General features: G+C 59.5%; 20 protein-coding genes and 1 pseudogene. 15 read left to right on the forward strand and 6 right to left on the reverse strand.

Going from position 1 to position 26288, the window contains the following annotated elements; genetic code table 11:
- The first annotated feature begins 254 nt into the window (after positions 1-254).
- Positions 255-1526 (forward strand): OprD family porin, encoded by a 1272-nt coding sequence (locus N1078_RS13290; protein WP_274088649.1) that lies wholly within the window; start codon positions 255-257, stop codon positions 1524-1526.
- 71 nt (positions 1527-1597) lie between these two features.
- On the opposite strand, the gene N1078_RS13295 is transcribed toward N1078_RS13290, so the two are convergent.
- Positions 1598-2806 (reverse strand): ammonium transporter, encoded by a 1209-nt coding sequence (locus N1078_RS13295; RefSeq protein ID WP_274088669.1) that lies wholly within the window; start codon positions 2804-2806, stop codon positions 1598-1600.
- Between the two features lie 371 nt (positions 2807-3177).
- On the opposite strand from N1078_RS13295, the gene N1078_RS13300 reads away from it, so the two are divergent.
- The 5 genes from N1078_RS13300 to N1078_RS13320 all read left to right on the forward strand — a co-directional run bounded on the left by N1078_RS13300 (position 3178) and on the right by N1078_RS13320 (position 6493).
- Complete coding sequence (locus tag N1078_RS13300) at positions 3178-3495, forward strand: DUF883 family protein (protein ID WP_274088650.1); 318 nt, start codon at positions 3178-3180, stop codon at positions 3493-3495.
- A gap of 11 nt (positions 3496-3506) precedes the next feature.
- The gene (locus N1078_RS13305; protein ID WP_274088651.1) at positions 3507-3890 is read left to right on the forward strand and encodes a phage holin family protein; all 384 of its coding nucleotides are present in this window, start codon (positions 3507-3509) and stop codon (positions 3888-3890) included.
- Complete coding sequence (locus N1078_RS13310) at positions 3887-4243, forward strand: hypothetical protein (protein ID WP_274088652.1); 357 nt, start codon at positions 3887-3889, stop codon at positions 4241-4243. The genes N1078_RS13305 and N1078_RS13310 overlap by 4 nt, the downstream gene beginning before the upstream one ends.
- Positions 4244-4317: 74 nt before the next feature.
- A complete protein-coding gene (locus N1078_RS13315; RefSeq protein ID WP_274088653.1) occupies positions 4318-5481 on the forward strand; it encodes an EAL domain-containing protein in 1164 nt (387 codons plus the stop codon).
- Between the two features lie 100 nt (positions 5482-5581).
- On the forward strand, positions 5582-6493 hold the full coding sequence (locus N1078_RS13320; protein WP_274088654.1) for a c-type cytochrome domain-containing protein: 912 nt from the start codon (positions 5582-5584) through the stop codon (positions 6491-6493).
- Positions 6494-6555: 62 nt separating this feature from the next.
- Here the strand turns inward: N1078_RS13320 and N1078_RS13325 are convergent, their stop codons facing one another.
- A complete protein-coding gene (locus tag N1078_RS13325) occupies positions 6556-7200 on the reverse strand; it encodes an SCO family protein (protein WP_274088655.1) in 645 nt (214 codons plus the stop codon).
- Between the two features lie 43 nt (positions 7201-7243).
- Complete coding sequence (locus N1078_RS13330) at positions 7244-9046, reverse strand: multicopper oxidase domain-containing protein (protein ID WP_443218114.1); 1803 nt, start codon at positions 9044-9046, stop codon at positions 7244-7246.
- A gap of 666 nt (positions 9047-9712) precedes the next feature.
- Between N1078_RS13330 and N1078_RS13335 the strand changes: the two genes are divergently transcribed.
- The 3 genes from N1078_RS13335 (at position 9713) to N1078_RS13345 (ending at position 15160) form a co-directional block, all read left to right on the forward strand.
- Positions 9713-11044: a deoxyguanosinetriphosphate triphosphohydrolase gene (locus tag N1078_RS13335; RefSeq protein ID WP_274088656.1), complete on the forward strand. Its 1332-nt coding sequence runs from the start codon at positions 9713-9715 to the stop codon at positions 11042-11044.
- Positions 11045-11047: 3 nt separating this feature from the next.
- Positions 11048-12124, forward strand: coding sequence for an FUSC family protein (locus N1078_RS13340; RefSeq protein ID WP_274088657.1), 1077 nt, complete (start codon positions 11048-11050; stop codon positions 12122-12124).
- A gap of 78 nt (positions 12125-12202) precedes the next feature.
- Complete coding sequence (locus N1078_RS13345) at positions 12203-15160, forward strand: HD domain-containing phosphohydrolase (protein ID WP_274088658.1); 2958 nt, start codon at positions 12203-12205, stop codon at positions 15158-15160.
- Between the two features lie 60 nt (positions 15161-15220).
- Here the strand turns inward: N1078_RS13345 and N1078_RS13350 are convergent, their stop codons facing one another.
- A complete protein-coding gene (locus N1078_RS13350; protein WP_274088659.1) occupies positions 15221-15562 on the reverse strand; it encodes a YggL family protein in 342 nt (113 codons plus the stop codon).
- A gap of 234 nt (positions 15563-15796) precedes the next feature.
- Between N1078_RS13350 and dacB the strand changes: the two genes are divergently transcribed.
- Positions 15797-17245, forward strand: a complete 1449-nt coding sequence (dacB, locus tag N1078_RS13355) for a D-alanyl-D-alanine carboxypeptidase/D-alanyl-D-alanine endopeptidase (RefSeq protein WP_274088660.1) — start codon at positions 15797-15799, stop codon at positions 17243-17245.
- A gap of 39 nt (positions 17246-17284) precedes the next feature.
- Here dacB and N1078_RS13360 read toward each other — a convergent pair whose 3' ends face one another.
- The gene (locus N1078_RS13360; protein ID WP_274088661.1) at positions 17285-17758 is read right to left on the reverse strand and encodes a MarR family winged helix-turn-helix transcriptional regulator; all 474 of its coding nucleotides are present in this window, start codon (positions 17756-17758) and stop codon (positions 17285-17287) included.
- Between the two features lie 112 nt (positions 17759-17870).
- Between N1078_RS13360 and N1078_RS13365 the strand changes: the two genes are divergently transcribed.
- The 5 genes from N1078_RS13365 to N1078_RS13385 all read left to right on the forward strand — a co-directional run bounded on the left by N1078_RS13365 (position 17871) and on the right by N1078_RS13385 (position 25893).
- The gene (locus N1078_RS13365) at positions 17871-19640 is read left to right on the forward strand and encodes an N-acetylglutaminylglutamine amidotransferase (protein WP_274088662.1); all 1770 of its coding nucleotides are present in this window, start codon (positions 17871-17873) and stop codon (positions 19638-19640) included.
- Between the two features lie 74 nt (positions 19641-19714).
- On the forward strand, positions 19715-21451 hold the full coding sequence (gene ngg / locus N1078_RS13370) for an N-acetylglutaminylglutamine synthetase (RefSeq protein WP_274088663.1): 1737 nt from the start codon (positions 19715-19717) through the stop codon (positions 21449-21451).
- 110 nt (positions 21452-21561) lie between these two features.
- Positions 21562-22752 carry an osmoprotectant NAGGN system M42 family peptidase gene (locus tag N1078_RS13375; protein WP_274088664.1) on the forward strand — a complete coding sequence of 397 codons (1191 nt, stop codon included), beginning with the start codon at positions 21562-21564 and terminating at the stop codon, positions 22750-22752.
- Positions 22753-22831: 79 nt separating this feature from the next.
- Positions 22832-25585, forward strand: a complete 2754-nt coding sequence (locus N1078_RS13380) for a hybrid sensor histidine kinase/response regulator (protein ID WP_274088665.1) — start codon at positions 22832-22834, stop codon at positions 25583-25585.
- 68 nt (positions 25586-25653) lie between these two features.
- Positions 25654-25893 (forward strand): YheU family protein, encoded by a 240-nt coding sequence (locus tag N1078_RS13385; protein WP_274088666.1) that lies wholly within the window; start codon positions 25654-25656, stop codon positions 25891-25893.
- 18 nt (positions 25894-25911) lie between these two features.
- On the opposite strand, the pseudogene N1078_RS13390 reads toward N1078_RS13385, so the two are convergent.
- Positions 25912-26118 (reverse strand): annotated as a pseudogene (locus N1078_RS13390) (hypothetical protein); the annotation flags it as partial.
- Positions 26119-26288: the final 170 nt, after the last annotated feature.

The raw sequence follows: 26288 nt of genomic DNA on the forward strand, positions 1-26288 counted from the left end.
AAAGTACCTGGGCGGTGTATTGACAGGTTGACGGCCAAACACGATGAAACTTTAACCTGACGCCGGGCTATCCGATCAACGGCGCCATGCTCGCGCTAGAGCGCCTGCAGCGACCGCACACCACTCCTCAGCCCTATTCAATGGTGCACAACCGACCAAAGTCTAAAGGCCAAGGACAGACGTCCATGTTTTATTGCGCCTCGCTGGAATAGATCGGGCACACGCCGACCCGCATACACGAGGAGCTAATAATAATGACTACAACCCCCCTCGCCCGCGCTGTGGCACTCGCCGCACTGGGCTCCTGCCTCACCCTGCCATCGCTGGCTCAGGCAGAATTTATTAAGGACAGCAAAGCGAGCATTGAAGCGCGCAATTTTTATATGAACCGCGACTTCCGCCAGGATGGCGCTAGCAAGAGCAAGGCCGAAGAGTGGGCTCAGGGTTTTCTTCTGCGATTTGAATCTGGCTATACCGAAGGCACTGTCGGCTTCGGCGTGGATGCCATCGGGACCTTGGGTCTGAAGCTGGATTCCAGCCCGGACCGTGCAGGCACCGGCCTTTTGCCCGTGGGCGACAGCGGCAAGGCTGCAGACGATTACAGCGAGCTTGGCGCTACCGTAAAAGCTCGAATTTCCAAGAGCACGCTTAAGATCGGCACCCTAATGCCGAAGCTACCGTCTATTTCGGCCAACGACTCGCGCCTGCTTCCACAGAGTTTCCAGGGCGGATGGCTGAATTCCCAAGAAATTGGCGGCCTTACGTTCGACGCTGGTCAGCTCAACCGGGTCAATAACCGCGACTCTTCGAATAACCAGACCATGGTGCTGAATGGCGGTACCGCAACGCCCGGCACGCGCGGCTTCGCCCTTGCCAATGGTGACAGTGACGAATTCAATTTCGCCGGACTGAGCTACAAGTGGAACGACCAACTAACCACCGGTTACAACTACGGCGCATTGGATGGACTCTACAAACAACACATCGTCAATCTGGTGCATGTCCTGCCGATGGCCGGTAATCAGACTTTTAAGACCGATCTTCGCTTCGCCCGCTCCACTGATGACGGCGATAGCAACGTCGACAACAAAGCCTTCGGTGCCATGTTTACCTATGCGTTGAGCGGCCACTCCTTCGGCATCGGCTACCAGAAAATGAGCGGTGACACTGGCTATGCCTATATAGGTGCTACCGATCCGTTCCTAGTCAACTATGTGCAAATCGGTGACTTTGCCAACAAGGATGAACAGTCCTGGCAAGCACGCTACGACTTCAATTTCGCCTCAGTCGGCATCCCTGGTTTGACCTTCATGACCCGCTATCTGTCCGGTGACAATATCGACCGTGGCGCAGCCGCCTCCGAAGGCAAGGAGTGGGAACGCGACACCGACATTGCTTACGTGTTTCAAGAAGGCCCACTTAAAAACCTAGGCGTGAAATGGCGCAACGCCACAACCCGCGCCAACTTTGGCAATTCCTATGACGAGAATCGTCTGATCGTCAGCTACACCCTGCCCCTGTTCTAAGCATCTCTTCTGCAGTTGTAACAAAAAGGCCCGGGTATTTGCCCGGGCCTTTTTGCATGAAGACTTAGCCATTAGTCCTGGCTGGTCGAGCCTATCTTATGCACTGAGAGGTCGGCGCCGTAGTACTCCTGCTCCTGGCTCAGGCGAATGCCTACAGTGGCTTTCAGCACGCCGTACACCAGCACGCCACCGATCAAGGCCACCACCACACCCAGCGCGGTGCCGACAAACTGGCTGGCCATGCTAACGCCGCCCAAACCACCCAGCGCCTGCTGGCCGAAGATGCCACAGGCAATACCGCCCCACACACCGCACAGACCATGCAGCGGCCAAACGCCTAGCACATCGTCGATCTTCCATTTCACCTGGGTCGCGGTAAACGCCCAGACGAACAACGCACCGGCAATCGCCCCGGTAATCAAGGCGCCTACCGGGTGCATCAAATCTGAGCCGGCACACACCGCCACCAGTCCGGCCAATGGGCCGTTGTGCAGGAAGCCTGGGTCATTACGGCCGACCAACAACGCCGCCACGGTGCCACCAACCATCGCCATCAACGTATTGACCGCCACCAGACCGCTGACGCTACCCAGGGTCTGTGCGCTCATCACGTTAAAGCCAAACCAGCCGATGATCAGAATCCACGAACCCAGCGCAAGAAAGGGAATATTCGACGGCGCAAAAGCCACCAGACGCCCCTCGCGATAACGGCCATTACGCCGCCCCAGCAAAATTACCGCGCCGAAGGCCAGCCACCCACCCATCGCGTGTACCACCACCGAGCCGGCAAAGTCATGGAACGCGGCGCCAAACCGCGCCTCCAGCCAGGCCTGCACACCATAGTTACCGTTCCAGATCATGCCCTCGAAAAAAGGGTAGATAAACGCCACGATCAACACCGTGGCACACAGCTGTGGGCCGAACTTGGCACGCTCAGCAATGCCACCAGAAATAATCGCCGGGATGGCCGCAGCAAAGGTCAGTAGAAAGAAGAACTTCACCAACGCATAGCCGTTACCTTCAGTCAGCACACTGGCCGGCTCAAGGAAGGTCACGCCGTAGGCGATCCAATAACCAACGAAGAAATAGGCCAGGGCCGACACGGCAAAGTCAGAAATAATCTTCGACAAGGCGTTGACCTGATTTTTCTGCCTGACTGTACCCACCTCAAGAAAGGCAAAACCGGCGTGCATGGCCAGCACCATCACAGCACCGAGCAGGATAAATAAGGTATTGGAGCCGTGAATCAGGGTTTCTACAGCACTGTTGATGTTTTCCATCTGCAAAGAAAACTCCGTCGTGGGAAAAGCACCAAAGCGGATCATCAGCCGACAAATGCGCACCAGATAGCAGCATTTGCCTCCTTCCACTTTGTCGACGCCGGGTTGGTACAGCACCAAGCGGGTGCTTCACCAACTCGACTTCTAAGCACTTATTCCATAGTTATTAGTCAGTTATAGATGCACCACGGCGTCCTAGCCAATCCCCCTGCAGCCCTATAAAAGGGCGCTCTCGCAAGAGTACGCACCAGCGCAATGCAAACGCTGTACCAGCCATTAGCGCATTCCGACGTCCTCACCGAAGAAAAAAGGAACCCCTGCTACGCTCAGTACTCGAACCCCTACACTGTTCGTCAAAAGGAGAGACATTTATGGCCCGTAAGCCCCCCACAGCGTCCAGCCAGGATCAGTTACTCGAAGAATTCCAGGCACTGGTACGCGACACCGAAAGCCTGTTGCAACACTCCGCCAGCCTCGCAGGCGAGCAGGCCGAGGAACTGCGCGAGCAAATCCGTAGTAGCCTAGGTCGCGCGCGCGGCACCCTGCACAACGCCGAAGACGCGCTGCATGCACGCGGCAAAGCGGCCCTTGATGCCACTGAGGGCTATGTGCAAACTCACCCTTGGCAAACCCTCGGCGTTGCAGCCGCTATCGGCTTATTACTGGGTATGCTGATCTCCCGCCGCTAAAGAGAATCTCAATGGATGCAACACCGCCTACCCCGACAAGTCGCGGCACTTCGCCACAGCGATTCGGCCGTGCCTTGCTGGGGTTATTGCAGGGCCACATCGCGTTGTTTGCGGAAGAGTTCAAAGAGCAGCAAAACCATACGTTGAACCTGCTGGTGCTAACCTGCCTGAGCCTGCTCTTTGGCCTACTGCTGCTAATTGGCCTGTCTGCCGCGCTGTTGATCGCCTTTTGGGAGACTCATCGCCTACTGGTTATCAGTGGCCTGTGTGCGTTCTATGCGCTAGGGCTACTGAGCGCGTTGATCACACTGCTGCAGCGAGTCCGCAATGCGCCTGCGCCCTTCAGCGCCAGCCTTGAAGAGCTGGCCCGCGACCGGGAGCAACTGCTGCCATGAATATGCCCGAGCCACCCGCCAAGGCCTCACGCCGTGAACTGCGTAAAACCCTGCTGCGCATGCGCCTGGAAATGCATCGACAGGAACTGCGCCACGAAAGCCTGGTCATGCTCCAGCCGCTGCGCCAAGCACAGTATTTACGCAAGCACTGGCGCGAAGAGTTGGGCAACAGCAATGCACCTTTTTGGGTCGCAGGCAGTGCGCTGCTGATGGCCACCGTAGGGATTCGCCGAGGCCATTGGCGACGCTGGCTGCGCATCGCCCTGATTGCCTTCCCGCTGCTCAGGCGTAACCCACCACGCCACGCTGACAAGACGGCGAACGCGACTAAAGATAGCTGCACAGAGGATTAATCTGGCCACAATCTTGCTTAGTCACCCGGTTATAACGCCCACAAGGGCGTCTTGCCTGGCTAAGGAACTGCGCAGTGTTCAACGGTCAACCGCTTGCTGTTTTCCAACCTTTTATCGATACCGCCACCGGCCGGATCGCCGGCGTCGAAGCCTTGGCGCGCCTGCGCACTGACGATGGCCAACTGCACTCCGCTGGCCCCTTGTTTAGCGACCCGAAAACCCCGCCTGCCGCTCTGCGCCGCCTCGACCGCGAGGTGCGCCAACAAGCGCTCACACGCTTCCACGAAGCCCCGCAGGACTGGTTCCTCAGCCTGAATATTTCGCCACGCTGGATCAGCCGGCTGCGCCCCGAACAAGCCTTGCCCAGCCTGAAACAACTGGAGCGCAGCGGTATCGACCCCGCGCGCATCGTCTTCGAGATTACTGAGTTAGGTGGTGCCAGCGCACGCCTACCAGGCGTGGTCGAGCGCTACCGACAAGCCGGTGCACGGATCGCCATTGACGACTTCGGCGCCGGCTACTCGCAGCTCGACCGCGTGCTGGCCTTGCAACCCGATATTCTCAAGTTAGACATGCGCCTGTTCCAACAGGCTGCCCGTGGCGGGCCGAGCAGCGAAGTGGTTAAAGCACTGGCGCAGATGGCGGAAAAAACTGGTTGCTGGATCATTGCCGAAGGCGTGGAAACCGAAGCCGAGCTGGACTTCGCCCTGGAGTGCGGCGCGCGCTATGTGCAGGGTTATCTGTTTGCCAAACCCGAAGAGGCTTTTTTCAGCAGCAATGCCTTCGTCAAACGCTTTGCTCACTTGCGCGACCATTATGTGCAGCAAAAACTCGCCGAGCGTGCGCGCCTGATGAGCCTGCGCCAGCAACTCGGCGAGCTGATGGACAGTTTCAAACGCTGGATCGAAGGCGGTTCATCACCTGATCAGTTGCCGCAACCGCATGCCTCCCCTTGGCTGCTGCGCATCTTCCAATGCGATCGCCACGGCACCCAGCTTACGGCCAACCTAGAGTGGCACGCACCGCACTGGCGCAGCGACGCGCGCTATGTCGGCCATAACTGGTCATGGCGACCGTATTTCTATCAGCTGCTGGCCGAAGGCTGGGATGAGCGCCGGCTAATTCTCTCCAGCACCTACCGCGATGCCACCACCAACCAGTACTGCCTGACCGCCGGGCAATTTATCGACAACGGCAAGCGGCTGCTGCTGATTGATATTGATGCTGCGGGTTTTTAACGCTGAAACCGCGCCATGTATTTGAGCCGATAGCGGGCTCACTGGCTCTGCCGCAGCAACTAGGCTTAACAGGCTGAAGCCCAAATGGGAGGCAGGCCAAATGCCCACTGCGCTGTTGCTACGTTGCTCGCTGTGTTGGCTGATGTTGCTGGCGATCAATCAGAGTCTTGGGCAAACGCCTGTGACTTATCAGGATATTGCGCCGATTTTGCAAAGCCGCTGCGTGCTCTGTCATGCCGGCGCACAACCGCCACTGGACTTAGCCCTGGACAGCCTGGAACACCTGCTGAGGGGCAGCCGTAATGGCCCTATCGTGAAAAAAGGCGACGCAACAGGCAGTGAACTGCTCAAGCGACTAACAGGCAGCCGCCTGCCACGCATGCCCATGACCGGCCCACCGTTTCTCAGTGACACACAAATCAGCCTATTCGAGCGCTGGATAAACGACGGCCTGCAGCCGAGCCCAGCAAACCTGCCAGCCGCCCTAGCGCAGCGCCCTGGAGCCGGTGAGCCAGTCAACTACAGCCATGTTGAAGCCATCTTTATCTTGCGTTGCGCTAAGTGCCATTCACCGTCTGGGCTGCTCGGCCCGGCCCCTGAAGGTTACGTGCTGACGTCTTACGCCGAGGTTATCAACACGGCTGACCGCGCCCGCGTGGTTCCTGGCGCAACAGATGCCAGCGAACTGGTACGGCGAATTCGTGGCCAAGCGCGGCCGCGCATGCCCTATGACGGCCCACCGTTCCTTGATGACGAAGAAATTGCCTTGATCGTGACCTGGGTTCAACAAGGCGCCAGAGACGCTAAGGGCATTCCCGCCGAATTGCCCGTCGGCAGCAAAGTGCGCCTGCATGGCACACTCGGGCCGAACTGGACCTTGGATGGCCTGCCGCTGCAGGTAACCCCTACCACACGTATAGACGACGGTCCGCAGCCGGGTGACTACGTTCAAGTACGTGGTCGAATTCAACGCGACGGCGCACTGCGCATTGAGCGCATTCGACCACGCTAACAACGGCAATTAAGGCGACCTAGGCCCTCACGCCTAACAAATAACCGCGATGCCACAACGGCCTAAACCACTAAAGGCCCAAGGTATGCCGTGTGCGCCATAGCCATGTCCACATGGTTGATGGTGCCCAGTATCTGCTCAGGCTCAGTCAAGGTCGGGGCCATCGTCCAGCGGTCCAGCGCATCATTGCCCACGCGCAGCATGCCGGTGTGGTTAGCGTCGTTGAAGTCCACCAACGGGTCGGGATCGTAGAACCCCAGCCGGTAGCGCACCAGGTCGATATCCGCGCGAGCACCCGTCAAAAATAGCCAACCCGGCTCGATATGATGACGCGCAACGTACTCGCGTAAGCGCTCCGGGGTGTCCATCTCCGGCTGCAGCGAAATCGAGTACATAAACACATCACGCCCTACCCGCTCACCGAGCATTTTTTGCACCAGACGCAAATTAGCCGTACTCACCGGGCAACTGCGCTCACACTGGGCGTACATCATGTTGAAGGTCACCACCTTGCCGCGGATCAGGTCGTCATAGAACTTCACCGCCTGCCCCTCGTGGGTGTACAGGGTTACATTGGGGAAGTTCTGCGTACCTGCCGAGCCCCGCACGACTGCCGGCGGCGGCCCACTGCCGCGCTGCCATGCAGCAGCGCCCAGCGCAGCCACACCCAAGCCCATACCTGCCAGCAACTTTCTTCGCGTATTCATCAAACATCCTCCTGAATCTTTTCACCAACCTGCCCAGCAGCCATCAGACAATGTCCCAGCGCAGCATCATCGCGTGGTCCTCATGGATGAGGTTGTGGCAATGCATGACGTACTTGCCTTTGTAATCGCGAAAACGCAGCAATACGCGAATGGTGGTGCGGCCGTTAACCACATACACATCCTTGCGTCCGCGTTCATGCGCGGGGATCACCACGTTTCGACCATCAGTGGTCTTGCTTAAAATCCGCCCTTCCTCGAGGTGAATATGAATCGGGTGATCCCAACCATTATCGATACTCGACAACTCCCAGATTTCCATGCTGCCTAGGGGGATTTGCGCGCGCGGTAGGTTGACGTTGACGAACTGACCATTAATCGCCCACATGTTTTGCCTGCGCTCAAACACAAAGCGCCTTACCGGCAGCGCCGCCAATTGCGCGGTAGTCGGTAACGGCCGCAGTGGGCGCAGAAAGCTTGGCACCTGGCTAAGGTCCTGTTCGGGTGGCTCGCGATCGACCACTATCTTCAGCACGCGTACGCCCGGTGCCACCACCCGATCAGGCCGCCGAGTGTCATCGGCAACATGGGTCAGGCGGTTAACCACGTATAGCTCGGTACCCAAGGGGTAGCGGGAAAAATCCACCACAATGTCGCCACGCTCAGCCACGCCTAAGCGCACAAAGGTTTGATTGAGCAGCGGTCTTTCCAGCAGATTGCCGTCATTGGCAATGTAGGTGAATGGCTGAATTACATTATTCGGCCGCACCAGGTAAAACTGGTAGAAACGACTCGGTCCCTCATTAAGCAGGCGCAAACGATACTTGCGCCGCGCCACACGCAACACCGGTTCAATCTTGCCGTTGACGAGCACCTTGTCACCGAGCACACCATCTGGATTGACCTGGTCGTAATAGAGCATGCCGTCGGCATCAAAGCGGCGGTCGGCAAAGCCCAGCGGGTAATCGTACGGATGGCTAGGTAAGCGCAGCGCTCCAGGGGTGGGATCACGTTCATTACCCGAATCCAGCGCATCAAACAGGCAGTAGAACCCCACCAACCCACGGACAATATTCGGTGCAGTGAAGTCGGTGGTGTGGTCGTGGTAGAACAGCGTGCCTAGAGCTTCGCGGTAGTCGCCAATACCGTTCTGCATCTCGTCGTAACCGGCATAGATATTTGAGTAGAGGTGATCCTTAAAGCCACCAGGCGAGGTCAGGGTTGGTCCGGCCTTGGTGGCGCTGTAATAGTCGCCGGGAAAGCCATCGCTCTCCGAACCAATGTGCAGGTTATGCAAGTGAGTGGAAATTTCCGGGGTGCCAAAGCCGACATGGTTGGCCGGTAAATCGTTGTAGATTCGGCAAAGAACCGGGTGCCCGTAATGGGCAAATACCACCGGACTTAGGATGCTCAAGTCCGGATCTTTAGCCTGATAGGTCCACACGCTTTGTGCCGGATACGAGGGGCTGAACACCCAGTTATCCCGTTGCGCGGCGTGCAATTCATAGGGCTCCGCCCTCGCGGCAAACTCGCTCCAGCGTTGATGCGCTGGACGCCCTGCTTCACCGCCGGCCACATTCGCGGTTTCGGTGGGCGGTGGGTCTAAGGTTTCAGCGCCCAGCACACCGATGACATCCGGAAGAAACTCCTGCCACGGCACTGTTGGCGGGCTGGCAGCAACCGCTGCCACACTTTCTCCCGAGCGCAACAGTAGCGGCGCAGCCATCACGGCGGCGCTGCCCTTGAGAAAGTTACGCCGCGACGGCTGCTCTACTGCATCGCTAACCAATGGGGCCGTGACTGACTCACCCGGCTGTTCTGTGGGTGTTGCCAAGAGTGAAGATTTCATAAACATCCACCTCCCCGGCTACCGGCTCTCCACCCACTCAGGATCTCCATATCTGCCAAATGACAGGGCGAAAGACGTGCGCCGTATGCTGAAGCAAAACATCAATAGCGAACGCTCGGGGGCAAGCTTCACAACCCGTTGTAAGCCAACCACCGGTTATCGATTACAGCCAGCGTGTTAGGCCGGATTCCCAAGCGAGAGTGCCGGGCGCTGGTCTCAGCCAGCAGGAGGGGGGCCATGCGATTGCAGCAAAGCACTGAGTACAGGAAACAACAGAGATGCTCGGCATCTCAGCGAGTCAGTAGACATAATATTCTCCCTAGCAGTAACGCTTACACCGAACCCAGAGCGCTCCCCCACGCACTGAGCCCATCTTTTCAAGCACTCACTTAAGTAACTAAAGTACCGAGCCCCGCGAATGTCAAATAACAGTCAAAACCCCTGACAAGCGGATTTAACAACTGCAAACCACTGTTTTTATTATTTATTTATAAATAAACATCACGACATTCATAACCCGACCGGCACCCACTGCCCTCGCCAGCGCATGAGCGGGCGCGCCAACCCGTTATTGCCGCATACAGGCGACTCGCACAAGGCTTGCAGCCGACCGCACGAACACCGAAGCTAGCCCCTTATTCAGTGATGTCATGGTGAGGATTAGCTTTGGATTGGCAAACCCTGCTCAACCGCGAACGACTCGGCAAACCCACGCACAGCGCCGATGAATTGGGCCGCACGCCCTTCCATAAAGACCATGACCGCATCATCTTTTCCGGCGCTTTCCGTCGCCTGGGCCGCAAGACTCAGGTGCACCCGGTCTCCAGTAATGACCACATCCACACCCGCCTGACCCATTCACTGGAGGTCAGCTGCGTCGGCCGTTCACTGGGTATGCGCGTCGGCGAAATGATCCGCGATGCATTGCCCGGTTGGTGTGAGCCGAGTGACTTGGGCATGGTTGTGCAGTCCGCCTGCCTGGCCCACGACATCGGCAACCCGCCTTTCGGTCACTCCGGCGAGGACGCCATTCGCCACTGGTTCCAGCAGGCCGCCGGGCGCGGCTGGCTGGACGATATGACGGCCAGCCAACGCGGCGATTTTCTCAGCTTCGAGGGCAACGCTCAGGGTTTCCGCGTACTCACCCAACTGGAATACCACCAGTTCGACGGTGGTACCCGGCTGACCTACGCAACGCTGGGCACTTACCTGAAATACCCCTGGACTGCACGCCACGCCGAAGCACTGGGCTACAAAAAGCACAAGTTCGGCTGCTACCAGAGCGAGCTGCCACTGCTGGAGCAAATAGCCGGCAAGCTAGGCCTGCCGCAATTGGACGAACAACGCTGGGCACGTCATCCGCTGGTGTACCTGATGGAGGCGGCGGACGACATCTGCTATGGCCTGATCGATCTGGAAGACGGCCTGGAAATGGAGTTGCTTGAGTACCACGAAGTTGAAGCGCTACTGCTCGATCTGGTGGGCGATGACCTGCCGGAAACCTACCGTCAGCTCGGCCCCGATGACTCCAAGCGGCGCAAGCTGGCGATTTTGCGCGGTAAAGCCATTGAGCACCTGACCAACGCCGCCGCCGAAGCCTTTGTCGAGCAGCAAGACGCGCTGCTTGCTGGCACGCTGCAAGGCGATTTGGTGGAACACATGCACGGCACCGCAAAACGTTGCGTGCAAAGCGCCAAAGACATGGCCCGGCAAAAAATCTTTCAGGACAAGCGCAAGACCCTGCACGAAATCGGCGCTTACACCACCCTGGAAATCCTCTTGAACGCCTTCTGTGGCGCGGCCCTTGAACAGCATGGTGGACGCACGCCGTCGTTCAAGAACCGCCGCATTCTCGACCTACTGGGCAATAACGCACCTGACCCGCACTGGCCGTTGTACAAATCATTCCTGCGCATGATCGACTTTATTGCGGGCATGACTGACAGCTACGCTACAGAAATGGCCCGCGAGATGACGGGCCGCTCCAGTCCGGTATAAGCCATGAATAGCCTATTGCGACAAACCTTCAGCTGGCATGCCGGTCCGCCGGCCTGGGGCCCGGCGATAGTGGCGGGCTTTGGCTGCGCGCTGCCGTTGCTGCTCGGGCTGTTCAGCGCGCACCCGGGGTTTCTCTGGGCCTCGGTAGGCGCGTTTCAGGCCGCCCAGGCCAACCCTCTGCATCGCCTCGGGATGCTGCGCATGCTGATGCTCTGCGGCCTGGGTGCGGCCAGTGCCGGCTTGGGCTTTTGGTCGGCCGATCATCCTCACACCAGCTTTCTGATCTTCGCGTTGTTCGGTTTTCTCCTGGCCTGGCTGCAACGCTTTGGCAGTGAAGCCGGCAAGCTGGGCATCGGCCTGGCCATCTGCTTGTGCCTGGGGCAAGGTCAACAGGGCCTCGGTACGCTGAATAACCCCTACGCCATCGCCATGCTGTTTATCCTCGGCGGCCTCTGGGTGATGCTCCTGGCCTTCGGCCTGCGCGGCATGCATGGCTTGCGCATGTGGCCTTACATGCCGCGCTTTATCAGCATTTTCAAAGTGCTCAAACGTCACGCCAAACGCCTGCCGAAACAGAAGTGGCGGCTGCATGCGCTGGGCTGCACCCTGGCATTCGCGCTGTCCGGGCTGATCGTCAACCTGGCACACCTGCACCGTGGCTACTGGCTGACGCTCACGGTGGTGAGCACCTTGCAGCTGAGCTTCCAGGGCAGCCTGGTGCGCGCCGTGCAATCCATTCTGGCCAGCCTGGGTGCGGCGGCACTGCTGATACTGCTCGGCCATAGCCTGCAAGATCCGGCATTGATGGTGGCTACCCTGCTGCCGCTAATTGCTCTCAGTCGCGCGTTGCAAGCCAACCATTACGGGCTGTTTGTACTGCAAACCAGCGTGTGCTTTGTGCTGCTGGCAGAAAGCCTGGCGCACGACTGGCAACTGCCGCAGGTGCGTTTATTCAACAGCCTGATCGGCGTGGTGCTGGCGTTGTTAGTGGCGTTAATGGTGTACGGCCTGGAGCGCTGGCTGGAACATCGACAACTGCTTAAGAAAACCCACACCGAAGGCCCTAGCGCACCAATATAGGGCCGCCAATGGGCCAAGCAAAGCCCGCCTGCGTTCACTATGCTTTGCCCCTTGGTTATGCATTTAAGGACGTGTGACATGCAGCCGACGCCACGCCTCAAAGAACGCCGTTTTCCGCTGCATTTCCATATCAGCGTGCTGTTCAGCCTGCTGCTGCTGAGCTCAGGGGCCGTGCTGGGGGTTTTCAACTACCAGCAAACCAGCAACATCATTCTCAGCAGCAGTGACCAGCTGTTCAGCCAGATGCGCAAAGAAGTACAAGCGGATTTGCGCAATACCTACCAACCAATTCAATTCATGATCAACCTGCTGGCGCGTAATGAGCAGGTCAATGGTCGTGATCGTCATGAACGCATGATCATGCTGCCGATCTTCGCCCAAGCGCTGCGTGATAACCCGAAACTGGCATCGATCTATGTGGGCTATGGCGATGGTGCTTATTTCATGGTGCGGCCGCTGCGCAGTGAACAGCTGCGGAAAATCTTCTACGCCCCGACTAATGCGGCGTACCAGGTGTGGAGCATTGACCGCATCAGCGAACAACGGCTGGAATCCGAATACCTGTTCTTCGATGCGCAGCTGCAACCCATCAGCCGACGGCAGAACCTCAAGGAAACATTCGATCCGCGCAGCCGCCCCTGGTACCAAGGCGCCATGCAGAGTCAGGGGCATTTCAGCACGGCGCCCTATGCCTTCTTCTCCACCGGAGAGATCGGTACCACCATCGCCCGCAAGAGCAGCGAGACCACAGTCGTGGCGGCTGACCTGACCCTCGCCGATCTTTCCGCCACACTGTCTTCGCACAAAATTACGCCCTCCACCGAGGTGGTGCTGTACAGCCCCGACGGCAGCGCCGTCGCCTACCCAGACAGCTCACGCCTAGTCGTGTCTGGGGACACACTGCAACTGGCTCAGGCTAAGGATCTCAGCCCAGTGCTGGCCGAGTTTCTCAGCCTTGGCCTGGCTCAGGGCCGCCAAGATGGCGTGCAACTGGGCGAGCAGCGCTGGCAAGTCGCCTACAGTCAGTTCGATGAAGGTGGCCCACAAGGCCTGCGCCTGGCTTTGCTGGTACCGGAAAACGAACTGCTGGCGGATGCTTACCGAATCCGCTGGCAGGGCGCGATACTGACGTTTGGCATCCTATTGCTGTGCATTCCAATTGGCTGGCTGCTCTCCACTATTCTGGTCAAACCGCTGCGCCTGCTGGTGGATGAAGCTGAAGCCATCCGCAGTTTCAACTTCACCTACCCGGCCAGTGCGCGCTCCATGGTCAAAGAAGTCAATCAACTGGCCGTGTCGATGGCGAGCATGAAGGAGACCATTTCCAGCTTCCTTGAAATTGCCGCCACACTGTCGGCGGAAACCCGCTTCGATGCCCTGCTGCGCCGCGTGTTGCGTGAAACCGTCAAACTCAGTGACGCCAGTGGCGGCCTGCTTTATCTGTTCGACAGCCAGAGCGGGCGCCTGGAGCCCCATCATTTAATTATTGACGAGCAGCACCACAGCCTCGATGCCCACCACATAGCCGCCTTTGCGCAGGACGATCCAGACCTACCCGGCTGGCTCGCCCAGACAGCAGCGGGTGGCCCCAGTGTCATCGTGGAGCTCGGTTTCGAGCAGGCTAAGGGCTTCCAGAGCCTGCTGCACAGCCTCGACAGCCCGCGCGTGCACTTGGTCTGCACCGGCCTGCATAACCGCCAGGGCCAGACCCTCGGAGTACTTGTGCTGCTGCACCGCGACAGCGGCGACGAAGCCGACCTGGCCATGCTGCGCCCAGAGCGCATTGCCTACGTCGAAGCGGTGTCCGGCGTAGCCGCCCTGTGTATCGAGAGCCAGCGCCTGCTGGATCAACAGAAAAAACTCCTCGACGCCTTTATTCAGCTGATCGCCGGCGCCATCGACGCCAAGAGCCCCTACACCGGGGGCCACTGCCAGCGCGTGCCGGAAATTACCCTGATGCTCGCCCGCGCGGCGGCAGCCAGCGATGAGGCTCCGTTCCATGGCTACCGGCCCAGCGAGGAAGAATGGGAAGCCCTGCATATCGCCGCCTGGCTGCATGACTGTGGCAAAGTCACCATCCCCGAGTACGTGGTGGACAAAGCCACCAAACTGGAAACCCTGTGCGACCGTCTGCATGAAGTGCGCATGCGCTTCGAAGTGCTCAAACGTGACGCCTGGATCAGCTACTGGCAAAGCCTGAGCCAGGGCGGTGATGCGCACGCTCTGGAGCAAGTGCGCGATGAACTGCTGGCCACGCTGGATGATGAGTTCGCCTTTATTGCCCACTGCAACCTGGGGGGCGAGGCAATGGCCGAGGCTGACCTGGAGCGTTTACGCCGCATTGCTACGCGCACCTGGATGCGCACACTGGATGATCGCTTGGGGGTTTCCTGGGAAGAAAACCAGCGCCAGTCACGCACCCCGCCGCCCGCCTTGCCTGTGCAGGAAACACTGCTAAGCGACAAGCCTGAGCACCTGTTTGAGCGCCCGGACAGTGAACGGATCGCTGACGATAACCCCTGGGGGTTCAAGCTGGACGTCCCGACCTATAAGCACAACCGTGGTGAGCTTTATAACCTGAGCATTGGCCGTGGCACGCTGACCGAAGAAGAGCGTTTCATCATCAACGGCCATATGGTGCAGACCATCCGCATGCTCAACCACCTGCCCTTCCCCCCGCACCTGGCCAACGTCGCCGAAATTGCCGGTGGTCACCACGAGAAAATGGACGGCACCGGCTACCCCAAACGCCTTAAGCGCGAGGACATGAGCCTGCCTGCGAGGATGATGGCGATTGCCGATATTTTTGAAGCCCTGACGGCAGCCGACCGGCCTTACAAGAAAGGCAAGTTGCTGTCTGAGTCACTGAACATCATGGCGGGTATGTGTAAGGCCGCGCACATTGACGCTGAACTGTTCAGCCTATTTGTGCGGGAAAAAGTCTATTTGCAGTACGCCGAGCGCTTTGTCCGGCGCGAGCAAATTGACCCGATCGATGAGGCCGCATTGCTGGCCAAGGCTGGCCTGGACGGCTAGCGGAAGTCTTGCGTAGAGAACAGCAACGGGGCATGCGTGAGGCATGCCCCGCTTAGAGCATCAGGCCTGATTCAGCTGATTGTCTGGGTACCAGACATCAAGCAGCGGGCTGACAGTGAACTCCACCAGCTCGTCACGGCCTTTGAGCCAGGCTTCAACGGCAGCGCGCTGCTCTTCGTTGACCGAGCCACGCTTAGCCAGGCAGACCAGACCGAAGTCATCGCCACCGACATAGCCAAGACCGTTAGCGGTCATGGCGTCACGCAGAAAATCTTCAAGGAAAGTATCGATGGCTGCATCAGCCAGATCTTCCTTGAAGGTCAGGTTCAGCTCAAAACCCAGCTCCTGGAATTCATCCACGCAGAGTTTTTTGCGCAGACGGCGGGAACGGTTAGTAGCCATGGAACAATCCTCAAAAGTGATAACGCGCGGCACTCTAGCAGTTTCGCCGCCTGCACGCCCGTCTCAAAGACGACAGGTCATCATGCAGCCTGCAGAAAAGCCCCCTGGCGCGGCAATTACTGCCACTGCGCAGGCCTGCTCTTGAGGCATAATTGCCAACCTGATCCCAACCCGCGATGGGACCTCTTTACATCTCTCGCGTCATCTTTTCCCTCAGCTGGAGGGTCGCCGCCCATGATCAAAACCCTGCGTCGCCTGGCCATCGCCGGCCTGCTACTGCCTATTTGTTTTCCGCTTGCAGCCGCCAACAACGGTTTATCAAACAAGGTTCAACAATCGTTAAAAGTTAACAAAATCAGCAGCCAATCCCTGTCCGTAGTGACCATCCCGCTCAATGGTCCCGGCAGCAGCAGTTTTTTCAATGCCGATATTTCCGTTAACCCGGCATCGACCATGAAGCTGGTGACCACCTACGCGGCGCTCGAACTGCTCGGCCCAACCCATCAATGGAAAACCGAATTTTTCACCGACGGCCAACTGAAAAATGGCGTGCTCAACGGCAACCTGTACCTCAAGGGCGGCGGTGACCCCAAGCTCAACATGGAAAAGCTCTGGCTGCTGCTGCGCGACCTGCGTGCCAACGGCGTGCATCAGGTTAACGGTGACCTGGTGCTCGACCGCAGCCACTTCGTGCAACCGCAGCTGCCCAGCTTTAATGATGACGGCGGCGACGCCTACAAGCCCTTTCTGGTGACGCCCGACTCACTGCTGGTCAACCTTAAAGCGCTGCGTTTTATCGCCCGCACCGAAGGCGGCAAGGTGCATATCGCCGCCGAACCGCCCATTGCCGATATCCGTATCGACAACCAGGTCAAAGCCCTGCCCGCCGCCAAATGCCCAGGCTGGCCGGATGTGCGCTACAACCCCGTGACCGAGTTCGACGGCACCACGGTGATTGTCAGCGGCAAGCTGGCCGAGGGCTGTAGCTCGCAAACCTACCTGTCGTTGCTCGACCACCCGAGCTACGCCGCCGGCGCGATCCGCGCCATCTGGCAAGAGCTGGGTGGCAGCATCATGGGCAAGGACCGCCTCGCCCCGGTGCCGGAGAAAGCCCGCCTACTGGCCCGCGCTTACTCACCGGACTTGACCGAGATCATCCGCGACATCAACAAGTACAGTAACAACACCATGGCCCGGCAGCTGTTCCTTAGCCTGGGCGCGCAGTTCCGCAACGCCGCCGACGCGGACGACAGCAAGGCGGCGCAACGGGTCATCCGTAGTTGGCTGGCGCGTAAAGGCATCACGGCACCGCACCTGGTGATGGAGAATGGTTCGGGACTTTCGCGCGCCGAGCGAGTCAGCGCGCGGGAAATGGCCACCCTGCTACAGGCCGCCTGGAAGAGCCCTTATGCGGCCGAGTTTATGGCCTCGCTGCCACTGGTGGCGATGGACGGCACCATGCGCAAACGCCTGCACCGCACGCCATTGGTGGGCGAGGCGCGAATCAAGACCGGTACGCTGAACAACGTGCGCGCCATCGCGGGCTTTAGCCGCGACAGCAACGGCAACAGCTGGGCGGTGGTGGCGATTCTCAACGACCCACGGCCGTGGGGCGCTTCGTCGATACTCGACCAGGTGCTGCTGGATCTTTATAAGCAGCCCAAGACCAGCGCCAAACGCTGAGCCGTTCAAGGCCGCGCGCACCTGTTGCGCGCGGCGTCGCTATTCCATCTCCTCACACAGCTGCGCCGCACGTAACAGCGCGGCGGTCAGGCTGTGGCGCTCCCATTCCTGCAGCCCGGCAAACCGCTCGACGAACTCCGGCGGCAACAAGCTCGGCGCTTGTTGCAGCAACGCCCGGCCGGGCTCGCTGAGCAGCAGCCATTGCTTGCGCCGGTCTTGATCATCACGTTGACGCTGTAACAACCCGCGCTCCTCCAACCGATCGAGCATGCCCGACAGGGTTGCCGCCGTCAGGCTGACGCGGCCACTGAGGTCGCTGGCCGTCAGGCGTTTCTCGCCTGCCAAGACCTGCAAAATCATCAGTTGCATTGGCGTCAGCCCACCAAAACGGCCGAGGCGCTTGGCGTGCACTTCACCCGCCTGCTGCAAGCGCCGCAGCGCCTGAAAAAGGGGTAATTCAAACGCAGAAGTAGATGACAAATCTATTTCAGTAGAAACCTTTTTATCCGACATATAAGCCTTTTAATTCGATATAAAACTTTGACATCAAAGCATTATTTTGTTTTGGTGTAAAAGGTTTGCTGAGCCAAACCACTCCCCAACGGCAATACCGGTAAGGAAAACTATGTGCGGAATAGCTGGAGAACTACGCTTTGATCAACGACCAGCCGACCTGGCTGCAGTCGAGCGGATCACCCATCACCTAGCCCCGCGCGGCCCCGACGCGCACGGCTTCCACAGCCAAGGACCGCTTGCCCTTGGCCATCGTCGGCTGAAGATCATGGATCTCGCCGAAGCCTCAGGCCAACCGATGATCGACAGCGATCTGGGCCTGTCCATGGTCTTCAACGGCGCCATCTACAACTACCCGGAACTGCGTGATGAGCTGAAAGCGCTGGGCTATCGCTTCTTCTCCGGCGGTGACACCGAGGTGCTGCTCAAGGGCTATCACGCCTGGGGCACAGACCTGCTGCCCAAGCTCAATGGCATGTTCGCCTTTGCCATCTGGGAGCGCGACACCCAACAACTGTTTATTGCCCGCGACCGTCTCGGGGTAAAGCCGCTGTATTTGTCGCGCACCAGCCAGCGCCTGCGTTTCGCCTCCAGCCTACCGGCACTTATGGCCGGTGGTGATATCGGCAAAACTCTCGACCCCATCGCGCTCAACCATTACCTGAACTTCCACGCCGTAGTGCCTGCGCCGCGCACCCTGCTCGCAGGCGTAGAGAAGCTGCCGCCCGCCACCTGGATGCGCATCGACGCCGAAGGTAACTGCGAGCAGCACACCTGGTGGAACCTAACGTTCGGCCCGCAGCGTGATGAAATCAGCTTTGGCTTGGACGAGTGGAAAGAGTGCGTGCTCGACGGCATGCGTGAAGCGGTGTCGATTCGTCAACGCGCCGCTGTGGATGTCGGCGTGCTGCTGTCGGGCGGGGTTGATTCAAGCATGCTGGTCGGCCTGCTGCGTGAGGCTGGGGTGGAAAACCTCTCGACCTTCTCCATCGGTTTTCAGGATGCCGGTGGTGAGCGCGGCGACGAATTCCAGTATTCCGACCTGATCGCCGAACGCTTCAATACTCAACACCATCAGCTGCGCATCGGTGAGCACAAGATTCTCGACCAGCTGCCCGCCGCTTTCCGCGCCATGAGCGAGCCGATGGTCAGTCACGACTGCATCGCCTTCTACTTGCTGTCGCGTGAAGTGGCCAAGCACTGCAAGGTGGTGCAAAGCGGCCAGGGTGCCGATGAACTGTTCGCCGGCTACCACTGGTACCCGCAGGTGGATCAAGCTGAGGATGCGTTTGCCGCTTACCGCGCCGCCTTCTTCGACCGCGACTACGACGAATACGCCGCCTGCGTGCAGCCGGCCTGGCTAACCGGTGATGCGGCGGGCGACTTCGTTCGCGAACACTTCGCCCAACCCGGCGCAATCGCTGCGGTGGATAAAGCGCTGCGCCTCGACAGCACGGTGATGCTGGTCGATGACCCGGTCAAACGCGTCGACAACATGACCATGGCCTGGGGCCTGGAAGCCCGCACCCCGTTCCTCGACTACCGCCTGGCCGAGCTGTCCGCGCGGATTCCGGGACGCTTCAAGCTGCCCGATGGCGGCAAACACGTACTCAAGGAAGCTGCACGCCAGGTGATCCCCAGCGAGGTCATCGACCGGCCTAAAGGCTACTTTCCGGTACCGGGCCTCAAGCATCTGGAGGGCGCCACCCTCGGTTGGGTGCGCGACCTGCTGCTGGACCCCAGCCAGGATCGCGGGCTGTTTAACCCCGCCATGCTCGACCGGTTGCTGACGGACCCGCACGGCCAGCTGACCCCGCTGCGCGGCTCCAAGTTGTGGCAGATGGCCGCGCTCAACCTCTGGCTGAATGAGCACGGCCTGTAAGGCTGCTCATTTGCCCGTTTCCCTGAATACCCCGGCCGGTGCCGGGGTGCGCAGCCAGCAAAGGATGCCTTCCAATGCGTGCCACTGCCTTTAACCAACGCCTGCTCCGCGGTCAGACACCGTCTTACGAACGCCTGCAGGCGCGTTTCGCCGAAGAACCCGACAGCGAGATGGGCCAACCAAAAGCCGTGCATTGTGGCTGGGGCCGCCTGCTGATCGGCCACACCTACCCAGACGCTGCCGCCCTGGCTGGCGACCTGCTGACCGAGCAGCCTGGCGAGCGGGATATCGCTCTGTATGTCGCCGCCCCTCACCAGGTACTGGCGCAGGCTCAGCAACAGTTATTTCTTGACCCCTCGGATACCCTGCGCTTGTGGTTCAGCGACTACCGCCAGGCACGCCGTAGCTTTCGCGGCTTTCGCATTCGCCGCGCGCAAAATGCCAACGACTGGCAGGCGATCAACACCCTGTACCAATTGCGCGGCATGCTGCCAATCGACCCGGCCAAACTCACCCCGCGCCACCTGGGGGGGCCGGTGTACTGGCTGGCCGAAGATGAAGACAGCGGCGCCGTGATCGGCAGCGTGATGGGCCTCAATCACCACAAGGCCTACCAAGACCCGGACAACGGCAGCAGCCTGTGGTGCCTGGCAGTCGACCCGCGCTGCAGCCGGCCCGGTGTCGGTGAGGTACTGGTTCGCCATCTGGTTGAACACTTTATGAGCCGAGGCCTAAGCCACCTGGACCTGTCCGTGCTGCACGACAACGATCAGGCCAAAGGGCTTTACGCCAAGCTGGGCTTTCGCGAGTTGCAGACCTTCAGCATCAAGCGCAAAAACGGCATCAACGAAGCACTGTTTATCGGCCCTGGCCCGCATACGCCGATGAATCCCTACGCACGGATCATTGTCGATGAAGCCCTGCGCCGTGGTATCGACGTGCAGGTGGACGACGCCGATGCGGGTTTGTTTACCCTGAGCCACGGCGGCAGGCGCATTCGCTGCCGCGAATCACTGACCGGCCTGACCAGCGCAGTCAGCATGACCCTCTGCCAGGACAAACGCCTGACTCACCGCGCCTTGGCCCAAGCTGGGCTGCACCTGCCAGCTCAGCGCCTGGCTGGTAACGCCGAAGAGAACGCCGTATTCCTCGCCGAGCATGGCAGTGTGGTGGTCAAGCCAGTGGATGGTGAACAGGGCCAGGGCGTTGCAGTAGACCTGCGCACGCCACTGGACGTGCAGGATGCGATCGAGCGCGCTAGCACCTTCGACAGCCGCGTGCTGTTGGAAAGCTTTCACCCAGGCTGCGACCTGCGCATTCTAGTGATCGGCTTTGCTGTGGTGGCCGCCGCTATTCGCCGGCCGGCCGAAGTGGTCGGCGATGGTCAACACAGCATCGGTGCCCTGATCGACGCCCAAAGCCGCCGCCGACAAGCTGCCACCGAAGGCGAAAGCCGCATCCCCAGGGATGCCGAAACCCTGCGCACCCTGCATGCCGCTGGGGTCGATTACGACAGCGTGCTACCGGCGGGCCAGCGCCTGGCCGTACGCAAGACCGCCAATCTGCACACCGGCGGCAGCCTGGAGGACGTCACCCAGATCCTTCATCCGGTGCTGGCCGATGCAGCGGTACGAGCAGCCCGCGCACTGGACATCCCCGTGGTGGGTCTTGACCTGCTGGTGCCGGCCGCCGATCAACCCGACTACGTGTTTATCGAAGCCAACGAGCGCGCCGGCCTGGCCAATCATCAACCACAGCCAACTGCTGAGCGCTTTATCGACCTGTTATTCCCCCTCAGCCAGGTGGGTTAAAGCCTCATCAGAACCGCAATGTACGGCGCAGACCGGGTCAAGACTCACCCGGTTGCGCCAAGGATTACGCAGGGCTGGCCGCCCAGACAATTTTCGCCAGGAGACCTTGTATGCAACAGCTCCCCGAACCCGACCTCGATTACCTGCAAAAGGTGCTGCTGGAAATGCTCGCCATTCCCAGCCCCACCGGCTTTACCGACACTATCGTGCGTTACGTCGCCGAGCGCCTGGAAGAGATCGGCATTCCGTTCGAGATGACCCGGCGCGGCACAATCCGCGGCACCCTCAAAGGCAAACAGAGCAGCCCGGACCGAGCTGTATCAGCGCACCTGGACACCATTGGCGCGATCGTCCGCGAACTGCAAGACAACGGCCGCCTGGGCTTGGCCGCGGTCGGCTGCTGGTCCAGCCGTTTTGCCGAGGGCAGCCGCGTCAGCGTGTTTACCGATCACGGCGTGATTCGCGGCAGCGTGCTGCCGCTGATGGCCTCCGGGCACGCCTTCAACACCGCCGTGGATCAACTGCCGATCAGTTGGGACCATGTCGAGTTGCGTCTGGATGCTTACTGCAGTACCCGTGCCGACTGTGAATCGCTAGGCATCTCGGTGGGTGATTTCGTCGCCTTCGACCCACTGCCGGAGTTCACCGAAAGCGGCCATATCAGCGCCCGCCACCTGGATGACAAAGCCGGCGTCGCCGCCCTGCTCACCGCACTCAAGGCCATTAAGGAAAGTGGCATCGAGCCGGAAATCGACTGTCACCCACTATTCACCATCACCGAGGAAGTCGGCTCGGGAGCCGCCGCCGCCCTGCCCTGGGATGTCAGCGAGTTTGTTGGCATCGATATCGCCCCGGTCGCGCCGGGCCAGCAGTCCAGCGAGCACACCGTCAGCGTGGCGATGCAGGATTCCGGCGGACCTTATGACTATCACCTGTCACGGCAATTGCTGCGCCTGGCCGAGGAAAATGAGGTGCCGGTGCGCCGCGATCTGTTCCGTTACTATCACAGCGATGCGCAATCAGCGGTTACCGCCGGCCACGATATCCGCACCGCGCTACTGGCCTTTGGCTGCGACGCCACTCACGGCTACGAGCGCACGCATATCGACAGCCTCAAGGCCCTTAGCCGCCTACTCGCCGCCTACCTGCTCAGCCCACCGGTATTTGCCAGCGATGCCCAGCCGGCGCAGGGTTCGCTTGAGCGCTTCAGCCACCAACTGGAACACGATGCGCAGATGGAAAGTGACACCCGCGTGCCGACTGTCGACAGCCTGTGGCGCCCTCGCGATCAGGATGCTTGAAGGGCGACGCGCATACGGGCAAAGTGATGGCACGACACGGAGCCGAACCAGGCCCCGATAATAATAATGAGGACAGTGGATGCCTCGTATATGGCTGGCGGTGGTGCTCTTCTGGCTCTGTGGGCCGGCATGGGCACTGCTGCCTGCAGTGCTAGACAGTCACGACCTACGCCTGTCACTGGGGCCATCCATGGCCTATCTGGAAGACCCCAAGGGCGATCTGAGCATCGAGCAGGTCAGTGCCCTGCCCGACGAAAACTTTACTGCGGTAAAGGGCCCGCACGCCAACCTCGGTAAAAATGCTTCGGCCTGGTGGTTCAAGGTACGACTGGATAATCGGCTGGCGCAAAACCTGCCCGGCTACTTGGAAGTCAACTACCCGCTGCTCGATCACCTGCAGATCTTTTTGCTAGCCCCCGATGGCCAGCGGTACATGCAGGAAAGCGGTGATCGCTATGCCTTCTCCCAGCGCCCGGTGCAGGTGCGTAACTTTTGGTTTCCGCTAGAACTGGCACCCGGCGAAAGCACCCTGCTGCTGCGCGTTGAAACCACCAGTACGATCTTTATTCCGCTGCTCTTCAGCACCTACCAAGCCAGTGCCGCCGCCCAGGAAAACCTCATGGGCATCAGTGGTGCCTTCTACGGCGTGCTGTTTGCAATGTTCTGCTACAACCTGTTCCTTTTTATCTCGCTGCGCGAGTCGGCCTATTTCTGGTACCTGGTGTACAACCTGAATATTGGCCTGTTTGCCGCCAGCTTCGACGGCATGCTGTTCAAGCTGTTACCCGAGCATGTCGGCCTGCAGTCGGTGAGCATCTACATCCTCATGTACATCCACTGCCTGACGGCCACCCAGTTCAGCCGCCACTTCCTGCACACCGCGCAATACTTTCCGCGCCTAGACCTCGGCCTGCGTCTGTTTATGTTGCTGGTGGGCGGTTGCCTGGTGTCGGTGCCGTTGATTGGCCTGCAAGCCTGGAACATCCTGGCCAGCCTGACCGTACTGGCGGTGTCGCTGGTGCTGCTGCTCTGCGGTGCCTATGTATGGCGCCAGGGGTTGCGCTACGGTTCTTATTACATCCTCGCCTGGAGCATCTTGCTCGCCTCGTTCATCATCGCCACCACGGGCTCGCTGGGTGTCGAACTGTTTGGTTTGTATGGCGCGACGGTGGTCAAAATCGGCGTGACCATTGAACTGATTACTCTGTCCATCGGCTTGGCAGACCGTATCAATATGCTCAAGGAGGAAGGCTTCCAGTCACGCCGCGCCGCCGAGCAAGCCGAAATCGAAAACCAGGCCAAAAGCCGCTTCCTGGCCAAGATGAGCCACGAGATCCGCACCCCGCTTAATGGCGTATTGGGCATGCTGCAACTGCTCAAAGAAACCTCGTTAGACCGCAGTCAGCGGTTCTATGTCGACACCATCGCCAGCTCCGGCAGCTCACTGATGGCCGTGATCAACGACATCCTCGATTACGCGCGCATCGAATCCGGAAAACTCAGCCTGGAACATATCGAGTTCGACCTGGAAGACCTGATTTCCGACACCCTGAGCCTGTTTACCGGACAGGCGCTGGATAAGCGTCTACGTCTCTATGTAAGCCTGGAAAATGGCGTGCCGCGTCGTCTCAATGGCGACCCAACCCGCCTCAAGCAAGTGCTGATGAACCTGCTCAGCAATGCCCTGAAATTTACCGCCGAAGGCCACGTGGCACTGAATGTTTGCCTACGCAATGACTCCCAAGGCAACCCACACCTGGTGTTCGCCATCAGTGATAGCGGCATCGGCATCACTGACCAGGCGCTGACCCAGCTGTTCGAGTCATTTGCCCAGGGTGACTCCAGCACCACACGCCGTTACGGCGGCAGCGGCCTGGGACTGGCCATTAGTAAAGAGTTGGTGGAGATGATGGGCGGACGTATCGAAGTACAGAGTACGCCAGGTCAAGGCACCCGCTTCGCCTTCGATATTCCGCTACCCGATGACATACCCACCATTGACCCACTGCACGAACTGCTCAAGGGTCGAACAGCGTTACTAACCTCCCTCGACGGCCTTGGCCTGGATGCGCTAAGCCGCCTGCTTGGGCGCTGGGGTATGCGCACCGAGCGCTGCCAAAATCCCGAAAACCTGCTCGGCTACCTGGAGGATTTTGCGGCGCCTCCGTTGCTGGTACTGATGTCACCCTGGCCTGGAAGTAGCCAGCACTGGTTGGACTCTCTTCAACCGCTGTTAAAGCCAGGCCAGCGCGTCCTACTGCTATGCGCGCCAGATCAGAAGCAGCAACTACCCTACGCCCCGGGCCTACGCCTATATGGCCTGACGCAACCGCTGGCCATCAACGCCTTACGCGCTGCGCTACAGGAACTCTACGAAGAACCACGCATAAGCGAAATCACGCCACCCATCACACCACGCTGCGATTCCGCCAGCACACCGTGCATCTTGGTAGCTGAAGACAACCCGGTTAACCAGTTAGTGGTACAGGGCTTCTTGAAGAAGCGCGGTTATAACGTGCGCGTGGTGGCCAACGGCTTGGCAGCCCTGAATGAGTACCAGCGCGACCCGAGTGCCACACAACTGATCCTGATGGACTGCGAAATGCCAGAAATGGATGGCTTTGAAGCCACCCGGCAGATTCGCCGCCTGGAGCGCAAATGCAAGCTGCCAGCGGTGCCGATCATCGCGCTCACCGCACACATCCTCGAAGAACACCGCCAGCATGGCGCCGAGTCCGGAATGAATGACTTCCTCGGTAAGCCGCTGGACAGCAGCAAGCTCTACAGCACCCTGGAAACCTACCTGCAGCCAACCGTTCCAGCCAGCCAATAGCCTGAAGCAAACATGGCCAGCCAGCCCTGTGCGCGTTAGCATCGGCGCTGCGCTCTGGAGGCCATACCGTGCTGATCCCCTATCACCTGCTCGAAGCTGACACCCTGACCCGCCTGATCGAAGATTTCGTCACCCGCGACGGCACCGACAACGGCGACGAAACACCGCTGCACACGCGTATTGAACGCGTACGCCACGCGCTGAGCAAAGGCCAGGCGGTGATTGTTTTTGATGCAGAAAGCCAACAATGCCAACTGGCGCTGAAACGCGACGTACCGAAAGAATGGCTGGATGCGCTGGAGCAATAGTTGCGTTAAACCCTTGGGTTAGCCGCGCAAACCACCCTCACGCTCCCACGCACAGCGCACGCGCAACTCACCTTCCTGTGGGCTGTGAAAACCGTTGTCCGACTCCCAGCGAAAGGTGTGCGTTCCGTTCAACTCGGTTTCCAGGTGCACCACTGCGCTGGCCCAGTACAGGCGCTTGAGCAGGGCTTCGAACTGCTTGATCCACAGGCTCCACTCGTACTCGACCGTACTGCGGATTCCACGCCATTCGGACACTCAGCCCACGCTGATCCGGACACCTGTTCCACGATCATTCGGACAGGCAGTCGGAGCGCAGCGACGCAGGGGTTGCATTGTTAGTCTGAGGCGCCCGGCGCCGTCAATTTCTTCACCCGCTTTCTCATCGACTCGCCCTT

This window comes from Pseudomonas sp. MIL19 (assembly GCF_028680365.1).
GTDB classification, from domain to species: Bacteria; Pseudomonadota; Gammaproteobacteria; order Pseudomonadales; family Pseudomonadaceae; genus Aquipseudomonas; species Aquipseudomonas spirodelae.